The sequence below is a fragment of the Sulfitobacter sp. M13 genome (genome assembly GCF_053474885.1).
Window position 1 is genome coordinate 3,235,653 of record NZ_CM130281.1, and the last position, 14,536, is coordinate 3,250,188.

The 14,536-nt window shown below is 60.5% G+C and carries 14 protein-coding genes and 1 other RNA gene; 6 read left to right on the forward strand and 9 right to left on the reverse strand.

The annotated features are described in order from the left end of the window. Positions 1–11: 11 nt before the first annotated feature. The 5 genes from ACVBAU_RS15680 to ACVBAU_RS15700 form a co-directional block, all read right to left on the reverse strand. Entirely contained in the window at positions 12–1,610 is a 1,599-nt protein-coding gene (locus ACVBAU_RS15680) for an ABC transporter ATP-binding protein (RefSeq protein ID WP_138924992.1), read from the reverse strand. Then, entirely contained in the window at positions 1,607–2,713 is a 1,107-nt protein-coding gene (locus ACVBAU_RS15685; RefSeq protein WP_138924991.1) for an ABC transporter permease, read from the reverse strand. Before ACVBAU_RS15685 ends, ACVBAU_RS15680 begins: the two co-directional genes overlap by 4 nt. 5 nt (positions 2,714–2,718) lie before the next feature. After that, positions 2,719–3,807, reverse strand: a complete 1,089-nt coding sequence (locus ACVBAU_RS15690; protein WP_093731683.1) for a microcin C ABC transporter permease YejB — start codon at positions 3,805–3,807, stop codon at positions 2,719–2,721. Between the two features lie 9 nt (positions 3,808–3,816). Continuing rightward, positions 3,817–5,766: an extracellular solute-binding protein gene (locus tag ACVBAU_RS15695; protein WP_448327101.1), complete on the reverse strand. Its 1,950-nt coding sequence runs from the start codon at positions 5,764–5,766 to the stop codon at positions 3,817–3,819. Between the two features lie 187 nt (positions 5,767–5,953). Then, positions 5,954–6,463 (reverse strand): c-type cytochrome, encoded by a 510-nt coding sequence (locus tag ACVBAU_RS15700; RefSeq protein ID WP_448327103.1) that lies wholly within the window; start codon positions 6,461–6,463, stop codon positions 5,954–5,956. A 132-nt stretch (positions 6,464–6,595) separates the two neighbouring features. Here ACVBAU_RS15700 and ACVBAU_RS15705 point away from each other — a divergent pair, with 132 nt between their 5' ends. After that, complete coding sequence (locus ACVBAU_RS15705) at positions 6,596–7,444, forward strand: prephenate dehydratase (protein WP_138924988.1); 849 nt, start codon at positions 6,596–6,598, stop codon at positions 7,442–7,444. A gap of 20 nt (positions 7,445–7,464) precedes the next feature. On the opposite strand, the gene ACVBAU_RS15710 is transcribed toward ACVBAU_RS15705, so the two are convergent. Both ACVBAU_RS15710 and nudC read right to left on the reverse strand, forming a co-directional pair. Beyond that, positions 7,465–7,938: an SRPBCC family protein gene (locus ACVBAU_RS15710; protein ID WP_448327105.1), complete on the reverse strand. Its 474-nt coding sequence runs from the start codon at positions 7,936–7,938 to the stop codon at positions 7,465–7,467. A gap of 36 nt (positions 7,939–7,974) precedes the next feature. Further along, positions 7,975–8,946, reverse strand: a complete 972-nt coding sequence (gene nudC, locus ACVBAU_RS15715) for an NAD(+) diphosphatase (RefSeq protein WP_448327107.1) — start codon at positions 8,944–8,946, stop codon at positions 7,975–7,977. Positions 8,947–9,094: 148 nt separating this feature from the next. Here nudC and ffs point away from each other — a divergent pair. After that, an RNA gene (ffs, locus tag ACVBAU_RS15720) (signal recognition particle sRNA small type) lies at positions 9,095–9,192 on the forward strand. A 226-nt stretch (positions 9,193–9,418) separates the two neighbouring features. Here the strand turns inward: ffs and ypfJ are convergent. Next, positions 9,419–10,264 (reverse strand): KPN_02809 family neutral zinc metallopeptidase, encoded by an 846-nt coding sequence (ypfJ, locus tag ACVBAU_RS15725; RefSeq protein ID WP_448327109.1) that lies wholly within the window; start codon positions 10,262–10,264, stop codon positions 9,419–9,421. A gap of 63 nt (positions 10,265–10,327) precedes the next feature. On the opposite strand from ypfJ, the gene ACVBAU_RS15730 reads away from it, so the two are divergent. The 4 genes from ACVBAU_RS15730 (at position 10,328) to recR (ending at position 13,587) form a co-directional block, all read left to right on the forward strand. Beyond that, positions 10,328–10,690 (forward strand): DUF202 domain-containing protein, encoded by a 363-nt coding sequence (locus tag ACVBAU_RS15730; RefSeq protein ID WP_093731676.1) that lies wholly within the window; start codon positions 10,328–10,330, stop codon positions 10,688–10,690. A gap of 34 nt (positions 10,691–10,724) precedes the next feature. Beyond that, positions 10,725–12,473 (forward strand): DNA polymerase III subunit gamma/tau, encoded by a 1,749-nt coding sequence (locus ACVBAU_RS15735; RefSeq protein WP_448327112.1) that lies wholly within the window; start codon positions 10,725–10,727, stop codon positions 12,471–12,473. A 102-nt stretch (positions 12,474–12,575) separates the two neighbouring features. After that, positions 12,576–12,920 (forward strand): YbaB/EbfC family nucleoid-associated protein, encoded by a 345-nt coding sequence (locus ACVBAU_RS15740; RefSeq protein ID WP_138924983.1) that lies wholly within the window; start codon positions 12,576–12,578, stop codon positions 12,918–12,920. Positions 12,921–12,993: 73 nt separating this feature from the next. After that, complete coding sequence (recR, locus tag ACVBAU_RS15745) at positions 12,994–13,587, forward strand: recombination mediator RecR (RefSeq protein WP_448327114.1); 594 nt, start codon at positions 12,994–12,996, stop codon at positions 13,585–13,587. Between the two features lie 15 nt (positions 13,588–13,602). Here the strand turns inward: recR and ACVBAU_RS15750 are convergent, their stop codons facing one another. Next, on the reverse strand, positions 13,603–14,529 hold the full coding sequence (locus ACVBAU_RS15750) for a 3-hydroxyacyl-CoA dehydrogenase NAD-binding domain-containing protein (RefSeq protein ID WP_448327116.1): 927 nt from the start codon (positions 14,527–14,529) through the stop codon (positions 13,603–13,605). Positions 14,530–14,536 lie beyond the last annotated feature (7 nt).

Here is a 14,536-nt window from a genome sequence, read left to right on the forward strand (position 1 = left end):
GCTTGGCCTGCTCAGGTCGTCGCCTGCAACAAGGTGCGCGTATACTCTGACTTTGGGTTGTCATAAAGCGTATCAACGTCGCCGTATTCGACCACATCCCCCCGCTTCATCACCATCACCTTATGCGACATCGCGCGCACGACCTTGAGGTCGTGGCTGATGAACAGATACGCCAGCCCGTATTTGCGCTGTAGATTGCGTAGCAGGTCCACGATCTGCACCTGCACGGTCATGTCCAGCGCCGAGGTCGGCTCGTCCAGCACCAGCAGTTTGGGCCGCAGCACCATCGCCCGCGCAATCGCGATCCGTTGACGCTGACCGCCGGAAAATTCATGCGGATACCGGTCCATCGTGGCAGGGTCCAACCCCACCTCGATCATCACATCATGCACCAGCTCACGCGGGTTTCGGTCCGGGTCGACCTTATGCACGCTCAGCCCTTCGGCGATGATCTGCATACAGGTCATCCGTGGCGACAGGCTGCCAAACGGGTCCTGAAACACGATCTGCATATCCTTGCGCAGCCGGCGCAATTGCCCCGTGGACCAACTGCGCACGTCCTGCCCCATAAAGCGGATGCCCCCTTCGGAGGCGATCAGCCGCATGATGGCCAATGCCAGCGTCGTCTTGCCAGAACCGGATTCGCCGACGATGCCCAAGGTCTCTCCGGCGCGCACAGATAAAGAGGCGTCGTTGACCGCCTTCACGTGATCCACGGTCTTGCGCATGAACCCCTTCTGGATCGGGAACCAGACCTTCAGATGGTCGGTACTGGCAATGACTTCGGCATCTTGTGGCACAGGGTCGGGGCGGCCCGATGGTTCGGCCCCCAGCAGCTTGATCGTATAGGGGTGCTGCGGGTTCTCGAAAATCTCGTTCGTGGGGCCGTGCTCAACGATCTCGCCCTGTTTCATCACGCAGACGCGGTCGGCAATGCGCCGCACGATCCCCAGATCATGGGTGATGAACAACAGGCCCATGCCCTCGCTGTCTTTCAGCTCTTTCAACAGATCAAGGATTTGCGCCTGAATGGTTACATCCAGCGCCGTGGTCGGTTCATCCGCGATCAGCACGTCGGGCTTGTTGGCCAGCGCCATCGCAATCATCACACGTTGCCGTTGCCCACCCGACAGCTGGTGCGGGTACGCCCCCAGCCGGCTTTCGGCGTCAATGATCCCGACCTTGTCCAACAATTCCAGAATCCGCGACCGCGCTGCCGCCCCCGCCACGCCCTGATGCAGCGCCAGTGATTCCGACAGCTGTTTCTCGATCGTGTGCAGCGGGTTCAACGATGTCATCGGCTCTTGGAAGATAAAGCTGATGTCATTGCCGCGCACCTTACGCAGCAGCTTTTCATTCGCGCCGACCATCTGCTGCCCGTCATATAGCACCGATCCCGAGACCTCCGCGCTGTCGCCCAACAGCGACACCGTGCTCAGGGCTGACACGGATTTACCCGAACCGGACTCCCCCACCAGCGCCACGGTTTCTCCGCGCTGCACGGAAAAGCTCACGCCCTTGACCGCATGGGTCAACGCACCTTCCTGACGGAAGGACACGCGCAGGTCTTCAACTTGCAGCACCGCAGCGGACGGGGTCGAAGGCGTCATGAGAACGTCTTTCTCGGGTCAAAGGCGTCGCGGATTCCTTCGAAAATGAAGATCAGCAGCGACAGCATGGTGGCAAAGGTAAAGAACGCGGTAAACGCCAGCCAGGGCGCTTGCAGGTTCTGTTTGGCTTGCAAGGTCAGCTCGCCCAAAGACGGTGCCGACGACGGCAGGCCGAAGCCCAGAAAATCAAGGATCGCGAGCGTGCTGATCGTGCCGGTAATGATAAACGGCAGCATCGTCAGCATCGCGACCATCGCGTTGGGCAGCATGTGGCGGAACATGATCGTCATATTCCCCACCCCAAGTGCGCGCGCCGCACGCACATATTCAAGGTTACGCGCCCGCAGGAATTCCGCCCGTACAACACCCACCAGCGACGTCCAACTGAACAGCACCAGCAAGAACACAAGCAGCCAGAAACTGCGCCCCAGAATGGCGAACATGATGATGATCACATAAAGCGACGGGGTCGACGTCCATATCTCGATCACGCGCTGGAAAATCAGATCGGTCCAGCCGCCAAAGAACCCCTGCACCGCCCCCGCGATGATCCCGATCAGCGATGCCGCACCGGTCACGATCAAGGTAAAGATAATCGACAGACGGAACCCGTGGATCACCCGCGCCAGCACGTCACGCTTGGTGCCATCGGTGCCCAGCAGGTTCTGCCCGTTGGGCGGCAGCGGGGCCGCACCGGGCCGGTCCACGGCGGTGTTAAAGCTATACGGAATGGGCGGCCAGATCGACCAGCCCGCCGCAATCGCCTCGCCCGCGACGTCGCCATCCTGCGCGTCTTCTATGATCCCCTCGGGATCGTCCAGACAGTCGATCAGCCCGCCAGACGCAATCAGACACTGCACCTCGGGGTCGCGGTAGACCGCTTCGGTCAGGAAATCACCGCCGAATTCCGTCTCGGGATAGAACTTGAAAATCGGCATGTAATAGTCGCCGCGGTAGTTCACGAGGATCGGCTTGTCGTTGGCCACAAATTCAGCGAACAGCGAAATCCCGAACAGGATCGCGAAAATCCAAAGGCTCCAATACGCCCGACGGTTGCGGGTAAAGTTACGCCAGCGGCGTTGGTTCAGCGGGGATAGCGCCATAGGGTTCAGCCCTCGCGTTTTTCAAAGTCGATGCGCGGATCAACAACCACATACATCAGGTCAGACAGGATACCGACCACCAAGCCGATGAGGCCAAAGATGAACAGTGTCCCGAACACGATGGGGTAATCCCGTGCGACCGCCGCTTCGAAGCCCAGACGGCCCAAGCCATCAAGGCTAAAGATCGTCTCGATGATCAGCGATCCGCCAAAGAACACGCCGATAAACACTGCCGGAAAGCCCGCGATCACGATCAGCATCGCGTTGCGGAACACATGGCCGTACAGCACTTTGCGTTCTGACAGCCCTTTGGCCCGTGCCGTGACGACATATTGCTTTTTGATCTCGTCGAGAAAGCTATTCTTGGTCAGCAACGTCAGCGTCGCAAAGGCCGAGATGGTCGAGGCCAGCACCGGCAGCGTGATGTGCCAGAAATAATCCGCGACCTTGCCCAGGGGGCTCAGCTGGTCAAAGTTATCCGAGGTCAGCCCCCGCAGCGGGAATATCTGCCAATAGGACCCACCGGCAAACAGCACCAGCAACAGGATCGCGAACAGAAAACCGGGAATCGCATAGGCCGCGATAATCGCGCCGGATGTCCAGGTATCAAACGCCGTGCCATCCTTGACCGCCTTGCGGATGCCCAAAGGGATCGACACGAGATAGGCGATCAACGTGGACCAAAGCCCGAGCGTGATCGACACCGGTAGCTTTTCCTTGATCAACTCGATCACACTGATCGACCGGAAATAGCTATCACCGAAATCGAACCGCATGTAATTCCACAGCATGTTCACGAACCGCTCTACCGGCGGTTTGTCAAAACCGAACTCTTTCTCAAGCTCTGCGATAAACTCAGGCGGCAGGCCGCGTGCGCCGACGTAATTCTCGTTGCCGCCCGTATCTACCGCGTTGCCCGCATCCGATCCCCCTCCCGAGAACCCTTCGAACACGTCACCGCCGCCCTGAATACGCGCGATCGCCTGTTCAACCGGACCACCGGGCACGAACTGCACCAGTGCAAAGTTGATCAACATGATCCCCAGCAAAGTCGGAATGATCAGCAACAGCCGTCGAAGAATATATGCGCCCATGACCGGCGTTTACCTCAGTGCGCCCGCAGCGCGCAAGGCGTCTGCTTTGTCCGCGTCGTACCACCAGAAATCGAGATAGCCCAAAGCATAGGGCGGCTGCGTTTCGGGGTGGTCGTACTGGTCATAATAGGCCGTCCAGAAGCTGTCGTTATACCAGGTCGGGATCATGAAAAACTCATACCGCAGCGCCCGATCCAGCGCCATCAGGCTGGCGTCCTCTTCCTCTTTGGTGTCGGCGGCAAGCGACGCGGTCACGATTGCATCGACCAGCGGACTGGCAAGCCCCGCAGGGTTGAACAGCGAATAGGCAGCTGCCTCTGACCCATAGCGCTGTTCCAGCCCGGTGCCCGTGCCCAGAAACGCGGCATAGCTGTCATACACCATGTCATAATCGCGGTCGCGTTCGCGTGCTGTGTATTGGGAGCTGTCGACTTTCTCCAGCACGGCATTGATGCCCATGTTCTGCAAATTCGATATAAAGTTTTCGACGACCGCCGACAGCGTGGCCGATCCGGACGAGTTCAACAAAAACCGCAGCTGCAGCGGTTTGCCCTGCGCATTATAGCGTTTGCCGTCGTCGCCCACGGGCCAACCGGCCTCGTCCAGCAGTTTCATCGCGCGGCGCAGGTTGCGACGGTCCAACAGGCGGCTCGCCTCAGAGGTATGCGGCACTACGGCGTCTTGCGTCAGCAGCGCCTCTGGCACGACATCGCCAAGGCTTTCCAGCAGCGCCAGCTCGGCCCCTTGGGGCGTGCCCGTGGCCATCAGCGGGGTATCTTGGGTAAACGATGCACGCGGTTTGAACAGCCCGTATTGCAGCGATTCATTGGTCCATTCAAAGTTGAACCCCAACGCCACGGCCTCGCGCACTCGCTTGTCTTGCAACACCTCGCGGCCAAGGTTGAACACAATGCCCGAGGGCGTGGGCGGTGACCCGTCGGGAATATCCTCTTTCACGACCTGCCCTGCGGTCACTTTGGGAAAGTCATAGGATGATGCCCATTGTTTCGAGCTGCCCTCGGTGCGGAAGGTATATTCACCCGCCTTGAACGCCTCGAACGCCGAATTCTCGTCGCCGAAGTATTCCACGCGGATGCTGTCAAAGTTGTTGCGGCCCACGTTGAACGGCAAATCCTTGCCCCAGTAATCGGGGTTGCGCTTGTAAACGATCCGACGGTTCACATCGATGCTGTCGATCATATACGGGCCAGACCCGGGCGAGGTTTCAAGCCGCGATTCGTCCAGCCGCGCGCCGGTTTCCTCGTACCATTTTTTGGACCAAGCAGGCACACCGCCGACCTGTTCGATCAGGCTGCGGCGCGACACGCCGGGGCTGAAATAGAACTTGATGGTGTAATCGTCGATCACCTCGACCTCGGGGATCAACTTGCGCACCGCATCGGCATAGGACTTCAGCCCCTGATCCAGTAGCAGGTTGTGGCTGAACGCGATATCATGGGCCGTCACAGGATCACCGGTCGAGAATGTGGCATCCTTGCGCATGTGAAAGATCACCCAGTCCTTGCTCTCGGGGTATTCAAGGCTCTCGCACAGCAGGCAATAGGCTTCGCCGTAGACATCGGCGGGCACGGTCTCTCCGCCAACGCCCTCGCCCAACAGGCTTTCGTACATCACCGTGCTCAGCGCGCCGCCGCGGCCCTTGCGTGAATAGGGGTTCATCGAATCAAACGTCCCCAGCGTCGAGATCGAAATCTCGCCCCCCTTGGGTGCGTCGGGATTCACATAGTCGAAATGGGTGTAATCGGCGGGGTATTTCAGATCGCCGTAAAAGGAATACCCGTGCGAGGTGATGATATCGCCGCTGCCTTGTGCGGTATCATCCTGCCCCCAAGCCGCCCCGCCCAGCATCGCCACCCCAAAGACAAGTAAAGCCGCGCCAGCGACGCGCAGCAGGGGGGTTTGCGATTTTGTGTCAGCACGGGCATGGGTCCGGGGCATCGGGCGTATCCTTTATAACAACAGGCGTTTGGCGGTGGCCTTCGTGGCAGGTGACTGCCGGATACACGCTAACGGCCCGACCGCCCAAGTTACAAGTTGCGAATATGTTACCTGACTGAAAACAGGGCACTTCACAGCAAAAGGCCGCCCACGAGGGGGCGGCCTTGCATTCGGAATATGGGGTGGATCAGTTGTCCAGGCTGTCGAGATAGGCGATGACATCTGCCCGGTCTTCGATCTTGGGCAGACCTGCAAAACCCATGATGGTGCCCGGTGCAAAACCCGCAGGCTTGGTCAGGAACGCGTTCAGGTTTTCAGGTGTCCATGTGTCCGCGGCTTTCTCAAGCGCGCCGGAATAGGATGCATAACCATCAGCCCCATCAACCGGACGTCCGACGACACCATAAAGATAGGGGCCAACCGCGTTCGCACCGTCTTCGGCCTTGTGGCAAGCGGAGCATTTGCGGAAAACCTTTTCGCCGTTGGACGGGTCAGCCGCGGCGAGGATTTCAGCGAAATCGACTGTTTCTTCGGCGGCACCACCAGCAGAAGCATCAGCCACTTCAATGACATAGCCCTGTTCGCCATGCGCGTTCGCATGATAAAGCTCTTCGCCCGCGAATTTGCCAAGCAGAAGGACAAGCCAAGCGCCAAACAGGCCGGCAGCGATTTTGGTAACGGTCATTGTATCGAACATGCGTGAAGGTCCATCGTTGGTATTCGGGCATCGTATTGCAGGCGTATCTATTGCTTTCCCTTCGTCGGGGCAAGGTGTAGTTACCGCGACCAAACGCCATAGTTGGCAACGACCTGAAGAAGGATGCCCCTGATGACCCATAAAAGCGCGCCGCGCATCGCTTTTCAAGGCGCTTTGGGGGCCTATAGCCACGAAGCCTGCCTGCAGGCCCGCCCCGACATGGTCCCCGTGCCTTGCATGACCTTCGAAGGCGTCATCCGCGCCGTCCGCGAAGGCCGTGCCGATCTGGCAATGCTGCCGGTCGAGAACTCTACCTACGGGCGCGTCGCGGACATTCACCGGCTTTTGCCGCAAAGCGGGCTGCGCATCATCGGCGAGGCATTTGTGCGGGTACGCATCAGCTTAATGGCCCATGACGGCGTCAAGCTCGAAGACATCAAACACGTGCGCGCGCATATGGTGTTGATCCCGCAGGCGCGCAGCTGGCTGGATGCCCATGGCATCACCTCAGAGGCCGCAGCCGACAGCGCGGGTGCGGCGGCTGATCTTGCCGTGTCGGATGAACGTGACGTGGGCGTTCTGGCAAGCGAGGTCGCGGCGGATATTCACGGGCTCAAGGTGCTGGCCCGCGACATCGAAGACCTGGACCACAACACCACGCGCTTTTTGCTGATGTCGCCCGAGCTGGACCAGACCCGCCGCGCGGACAATATGCTGACCACCTTTGTGTTTCAGGTGCGCAACATCCCCGCAGCGCTGTACAAGGCCTTGGGCGGCTTTGCGACGAATGGCGTCAACATGACCAAGCTGGAAAGCTATATGGCGGGCGGGTCTTTCACGGCGACGCAGTTTTACGCTGACATCGAAGGCCACCCCCAAGACCCCGCCGTCGCCCGCGCGATGGAAGAGCTGGAACACTTCACCAATGTGATCGAAATTCTAGGCGTCTACCCCGCGCACCCCGACCGTCACGGCAGATAATCATCCGCCGCCACAGCCCCCTAGCGGGGTTTGTGGTAGCGTTCTTCCATGTCCTTGGCATAGTCGCCAACACGTTTCTTGAACTTCTTGGTCAGCGCGTTTTTGGCCAGCTTCAATGATTGCACCAAAAGACGCGCCGACAGGTTTTGCGGCTTGAGGTCAAGCGCGACCATGATGCGGGTGCGGCTGCGGCTGCGCGACAGGGCGACCAGATCAAAGCTCATGTCGCCGGTCAGCCCCTGCGACCGGGTTTCCAGCTTCATCTCTGTCGGGCGTTCGAAACGGTCCATCTCGACTTGAAGCGCGCGGCGCTTGCCGCGCATGTCAAAGGCAGCTTCCCACAGCATCCCCGCCCCCGGTTCTGCCAACTGATCCACGCGCTGGACCTCGGCACCGCGGCGCATGGCGGCACGTTCGAACTGGTCAAATTCGCACAGCATGTCGAATACCGCATCAATCGGCGCGTCGATGTCTTCTTTGGTTGAAAATTTCATGTTCTGCCTTGTCCGTAGTCTTAACCGAAGGTTGCTTTAGTCCAGCGTATCCGCAAGCCAGTTTTGTAACAGGAAATGGGCAATCGCCCCTTTGCGGGCCGGTTTGATTGTGGGGTGCTGTCCGGCGAAGACATCCATCATCTCTTCTTTGGTGACCCACATTGCCGCTTCGATTTCCTTGGGGTCGATTGTGATCTCGCTGCTGGTCGCCTCTCCGGCGCAGCCGAACATAAGCGATGCGGGAAACGGCCAAGGTTGGCTGGCAAGGTAGCTGACAGCGCCGACCTGAACGCCGGCCTCTTCAAAGACCTCGCGGCGCACCGCGGCCTCGAGCGTTTCACCCGGTTCGAAGAACCCCGCCAGAAGGGAGAACATACCCTCGGGCCACCCCGGCGACCGGCCCATCAGGACAGAGTTGCCATGGGTAATCAGCATGATCACAACCGGATCGGTGCGCGGGAAATGCGAGGCGCGGCAAGCGGGGCAATTGCGTTGCCAACCCGCGTCGTTCACCACCGTTTCAAACCCGCAGCGGGCGCAATAGCCGTGGCTTTCATGCCACGCCAAAATCGCCTTGCCCGTCGCGGCCAGTTCGGCGTCGCGCGGGGTGAGCCATGTCATCACCTGGCGCATTTCGACAAACACATATTCGGGCGGCAGCATCGGGTGGCGCTGTTCGCTTTGATCCACAAAAGACCCCAGCTGGCGCGGATCGAATATCTCGTCCGGCATCCACGGTGACAGGTCATAGGCAAAGCGCGCAGCACCGTCTTCGCGCCCCAGCAAAATCGGGGCGGAACCGGCATCGGCCAGTGCGGGATGATCCAGCGGCAACCGCACAAGAGACGCAGGGCGCGCGGGGTCAACCAACACCTTGCCCCGCCAGAACAGGATAGCCCGGGCGGCATCATCTGCGCGCAATGCTGCCACGGCCTCTTTGTCGGCGCGGACCTCTCCGGCACGGTCCAGTGCGGACCCTCCGAAAGTCACCGTCTCGGCATGCTTCATTCGTATCCTCCCGATTGCGTGGTATATGCCTATTGGCCAAATCCCGCGATGCCAAGGCTGCATGACCCCGCGCCCAATAAAAACGCGTCGGATAAAAACGGCTCTGGGTCCGTCTTGCACTCTCTTTGGCCCTATACTATATGGGCGGTGAGAGGTTGGTGCGGGCAGGTGCCTCGCCAACTCGGTCAGATCCGGAAGGAAGCAGCCGTAACGAGACCCACTTGGGTCGTTATCAGCCTCTCACCCCAGCGTATTTTGCACAGCAAAATGCGCGCCGCCCCGCAGTGTCATCCAAAGGATGGCACGAGAGGGGTAGCCCAGTTCACCAACAAATTAGCACACGCCACGCCCTGCACCGGTGCATTTGCGCATCAGCATTTCGGCACGCTTGCAACCAACAGATCAGGTTACCCATGGGTAACCTAACCTTCTGTTTATATTGATTATTTTTTCGTTAGGCCTGCGAGCGCTCTTACAGCTGCTCTGCGGCAAAGGTATCGCATTGCCCGACCTGACCGCTATCAAACCCGCGCTGGAACCAGCTTGAGCGTTGTTCGGACGTGCCATGGGTAAAGGTATGCGGTTGCGGGACGCGACCGGCCTGCCGTTGCAAATGGTCATCGCCGATCTTGCGGGCGGCGTTCAATGCCTCGTTCAGGTCGCCGCGCTCCATCAGACCCTGGACGTTTTTGGCCCATATGCCGGACAGACAATCGGCCATCAGTTCGAGCCGGACCGTCAGGGCATTCGCCTCTGCGGTGGAGGACTGGCGGCGCAATGCGTCGACCTGAGGCAGGATACCCAGTTCGTTTTGCACATGGTGGGCGACCTCGTGCGCAATGACATACGCGGCGGCGAAATCCCCGCCTGCCCCCATGCGCTGTGCTAGAAGGTCAAAGAATTGCGTGTCGATATAGGCCTTTTCATCGGCGGGACAGTAAAACGGGCCCGTCGCACCAGATGCGCCGCCACACGCACTTTGCGTCACGTTTGAAAAGACAACAAGCTTGGGCGGGACATATTCACGGCCCAACTGCTGTGGGAAAATCTCACCCCACACATCTTCTGTGGTGGCCAAAACCTGTGCGGTAAATTGCGTGGCTTCGCCGTCACTTTCAGACACGGGTGCGCCCTGCTGGGTTTGCGGCGCGCCGCCACCACCGAGCAAGGGTGATACGTCTATTCCGGTAAAATACCCGATTGCCAGCACAGCCAGAACGCCGACGATCCCCAGACCGCCCGCACGACCGGCACCCCCACCGCCCCCGCCGCGGCGCACCTCTACGTTTTTGCTTCGTCTGATGCCACGCAACCGCATAATTCTGTCCCCGCTATGTCAAATATTATTGTCAGCGTAACGCGCGAGGCGCACAATAGTTCAATGAATAAAAGCAATGAACTGGCCGAGAACCGCACCGATTGGGCCGAAGACCGCACGATCCTGGCGAATGAACGCACCTTTGCGGGATGGATGCGCACCGGCATGGCATCGCTTGCGGTGGCGATCGGGCTCAAGGCGGTGTTTGGGGATTTCGACCCGACATGGGCCGCGAAAGCTGTGGCCTCGATCTTTGTCGTGGCGGCGGTCTACATTTTCTGGGCGGCCCATGATGCGGCGACCAAAACGCTGGACCGGCTGAACGACCACCATGCCAACGCCCAACCCAATGCGCGGATGAAGACACTTGCGGTGATTTTCAGCTTTGCCTCGGTTGCGGTTGGCGGCATCCTTTGGATGCTCTAGGTTCAGGGCCTTAATCGAATCTTGCAGGATCGTCATGACAGCACCCTCTGCCTATCGCGTATTGGCCCGCAAATACCGGCCTGAAACCTTTACCGATCTGGTCGGTCAGGACGCGATGGTACGCACGCTGAAAAACGCGTTCGAGGCGGACCGTATCGCGCAGGCGTTCATCATGACCGGCATCCGCGGGACCGGTAAAACCACCACGGCGCGAATCATCGCCAAGGGGATGAACTGCATCGGGCCGGACGGCAACGGCGGGCCAACGACGGACCCCTGCGGCGTGTGCGAACACTGCGTCGCCATCATGGAAGGCCGCCACGTCGACGTGATGGAGATGGATGCCGCATCGAACACCGGCGTCGGCAACATCCGCGAGATCATTGATAGCGTGCACTACCGCGCGGCCTCGGCCCGGTACAAAGTCTATATCATCGATGAGGTGCACATGCTGTCGACAGGGGCGTTCAATGCGCTGCTGAAAACGCTGGAAGAACCGCCCGAGCACGTCAAATTCATTTTTGCGACGACCGAAATCCGCAAGGTGCCCGTGACCGTTCTGTCGCGTTGTCAACGGTTCGATCTGCGCCGGATTGAACCCGAGGTAATGATCGCGCTGATGCGCAAGATCGCCACGGCAGAGAATGCACAGATTGCCGATGACGCGCTGGCGTTGATCACCCGTGCCGCCGAAGGGTCGGCGCGCGATGCGACGTCGCTGCTGGATCAGGCGATCAGCCATGGCGCGGGCGAAACATCTGCCGTGCAGGTGCGCGCGATGCTGGGGCTGGCGGACCGCGGGCGGGTGCTGGACCTGTTCGATATGATCCTGCGCGGCGATGCGGCAGGCGCGCTGAACGAGCTGGGCAACCAGTATTCGGATGGGGCCGACCCGATGGCCGTGCTGCGCGATCTGGCCGAGATCACCCACTGGGTATCCGTGGTCAAGATCACCCCCGATGCCGCCGAAGACCCCACCGTTTCCCCCGAAGAGCGCACCCGAGGCGTGACCATGGCCGAAACCTTGCCAATGCGCGTGCTGACCCGTCTGTGGCAGATGCTGCTGAAGGCACTGGACGAAGTCGCCAGCGCCCCGAATGCAATGATGGCCGCCGAAATGGCAGTGATCCGCTTGACCCATGTCGCCGATCTGCCCAGCCCGGAAGAACTGGCGCGCAAGCTGGCCAGCGCCACGCCTCCCCCTGCCCCGCCACAAGGTCCGGGCGGGGGTGCCGCGGTACCCTCGGGTAGTGGATCGACCGGCGCAATGGGCAGCCAGCAGATGTCGGGCGGGCCCTCTGGTGGGGCGACGATGGCAGCACTTGCACCGGCCGTGTCCTCAGCGCTGGCCCAATATCCGACCTTTGAACATGTGGTCGAACTGATCCGCAGCAACCGTGACGTCAAGCTGCTGGTGGAGGTCGAGACCTCGGTCCGCCTTGCGGCCTACCAACCGGGCCGGATCGAATTCACCCCAACAGATACCGCCCCCCGCGATTTGGCGCAGCGCCTTGGCACGCGGTTGCAACTGTGGACCGGCAACCGCTGGGCTGTGACCATCGTGGGCGACAGCAGCGCCAAAACCATTGCCGAAATCCGCGACGCCAAGGAAAACGCGCTGAAATCGCAGGCCGAGAACCATCCGCTGATGCAGGCCGTCATGGCGAGCTTTCCGGGGGCCAAGATCCTGTCGATCCGCACGCCGGAAGAAATCGCCGCCGCCGCTGTGTCCGAAGCGCTGCCCGAGGTCGAAGACGAATGGGACCCCTTCGAGGACGACTGAGCCTGCCGGTCTCTTCGCCGCCTCTCTGGCCTCTGCCCCCCTTGTCGGACCGCGGCAAAGACCGCATATACATAAGCAAATAAAGCTACAGGAGACGACCACATGCTTAAAGGTTTGGGTGCCATGGGTGACATGGCCAAAATGATGAAGACCGCGCAGCAGATGCAGGGCAAGATGGCCCAACTGCAAGAAGACATGCACAATATCATCGTCGAAGGTGAATCCGGCGCCGGTCTGGTCAAGGCGACCTGCACTGCCAAGGGCGAGCTGAAGTCGCTGGATATTGACCCGTCGATCTTTAACGGCGACGAAAAAGAAGTCGTCGAAGACCTGATCCTCGCCGCTATCAAGGACGCGCAAAGCAAAGCCACCGATCGCGCCCAGTCCGAGATGAGCAAGCTGACCGAAGGCATGGGTCTGCCCGCGGATATGAAGCTGCCGTTCTGATCCTTCCAAATGGGGTTAAATCCTCGCCGAAAGCATTAAAACTCTTTCACACCAACGCCATGGGGGTCCACGGATGAGCAGCACACGCGACATTGATGCGCTCATCGACCTGATGGCGCGCCTGCCCGGATTGGGGCCACGCTCGGCCCGCCGGGCGGTGCTGCATCTGATCCGCAAGCGCGCGCTGTTGCTGACCCCCTTGGCCGACATGATGCAGACTGTGGCGGCGACAGCGCGTGAATGTATCAACTGCGGCAATGTCGGCACCACGGACGTCTGCGATATCTGCACTTCGGAAAAACGCGCCAATGGCGAGATTTGCGTGGTCGAAGATGTCGCCGATCTATGGGCGATGGAACGGTCCGGCGTGTTCAAGGGGCGGTATCACGTATTGGGCGGCACGCTGTCGGCACTGGATGCTATTGGCCCGCAGGAATTGCGCATACCACGTCTGATCGACCGTGTGCGTGAAGATGCCGTATCCGAGGTTATTCTGGCGCTCAACGCCACCATCGACGGGCAAACCACGGCGCATTACATCGCCGACCAGCTGGAAGGTCAGGTGCGGTTGACGTCGCTGGCCCAAGGGGTCCCCATCGGCGGCGAGCTTGATTACCTCGACGACGGGACGATCACGGCGGCGATGCGGGCGCGCAAGCCGCTCTAGGCCGTTGACCCCGCCCTAATCTTTTTGCCCTGCCAAGCGCTGTCGCATCTGCGCAAGTTCGATCAGGGCTGCGTCGCGCTCTGCCTCGAGCTGGGTGATGCTTCGGCCTGCGGCTTCGGTATTTACACCCTCCACCAGACGCGCGCGGGTGTCGGCGTCCAGAGTGGGCGAACCTAAACTGTCCCAGCGTTTTTGCTGGCTTGGCCCCAAGTGTTCCAGATAGCCCGCCATGCCGCCCGCGCCGCCGCCTAGATGATAGGCCATATGCGCCCCCAAGACCGACCAGCGCAGCCCCGGCCCGTTGACCAGCGCCATGTCCACCGCGTCGACATCCGCGATGCCTTCGGCAACGATATGCACCGCCTCGCGCCATAGGGCCGACGACAGACGGTTGGCGATATGCCCTACCGCGTCTTTTTTCAATCGCACGGGGGCGGAGCCGAGGCCGCGGTAGAATGCTTCGGCCCAGTCGACCACTTTCGGGTCAGGGCCATAGAGTTCGACCAACGGCACCAGATGCGGCGGGTTGAACGGATGCGCGGTGATCAGCCGGTCGGGGGAGTGCATCCCCGGTACAAGGTCCGACCACGGGTGCGCCGAGGTGCTGGAGGCGATGATCACATCGCGCGGCACCGCCGCTTCGATCTGGGCATAAAGCCGGTGTTTCAGCGGTATGTTTTCGGGCGCGTTTTCCTGAATCAGTACCGCGCCTCGAAGAGCGTCCTCTAATCTGTCGTGGACGGTCAGGCCGCCCTGCTGTGCGTCACCCGCCTTGATCTTTTGCAGCTGCGTCAAAGGCCCCGCCACGCGGGCGGCAAACCCGTCGCGGGCGCCCGTGTCGGGATCCCATGCGCGCACGGTATGGCCGGCATGATGGAACAAGGCCGCCCAGCTTGCCCCGATCAGCCCGCAGCCCACGATGGCGACACAGCAAGGGGCCACGGCCGAA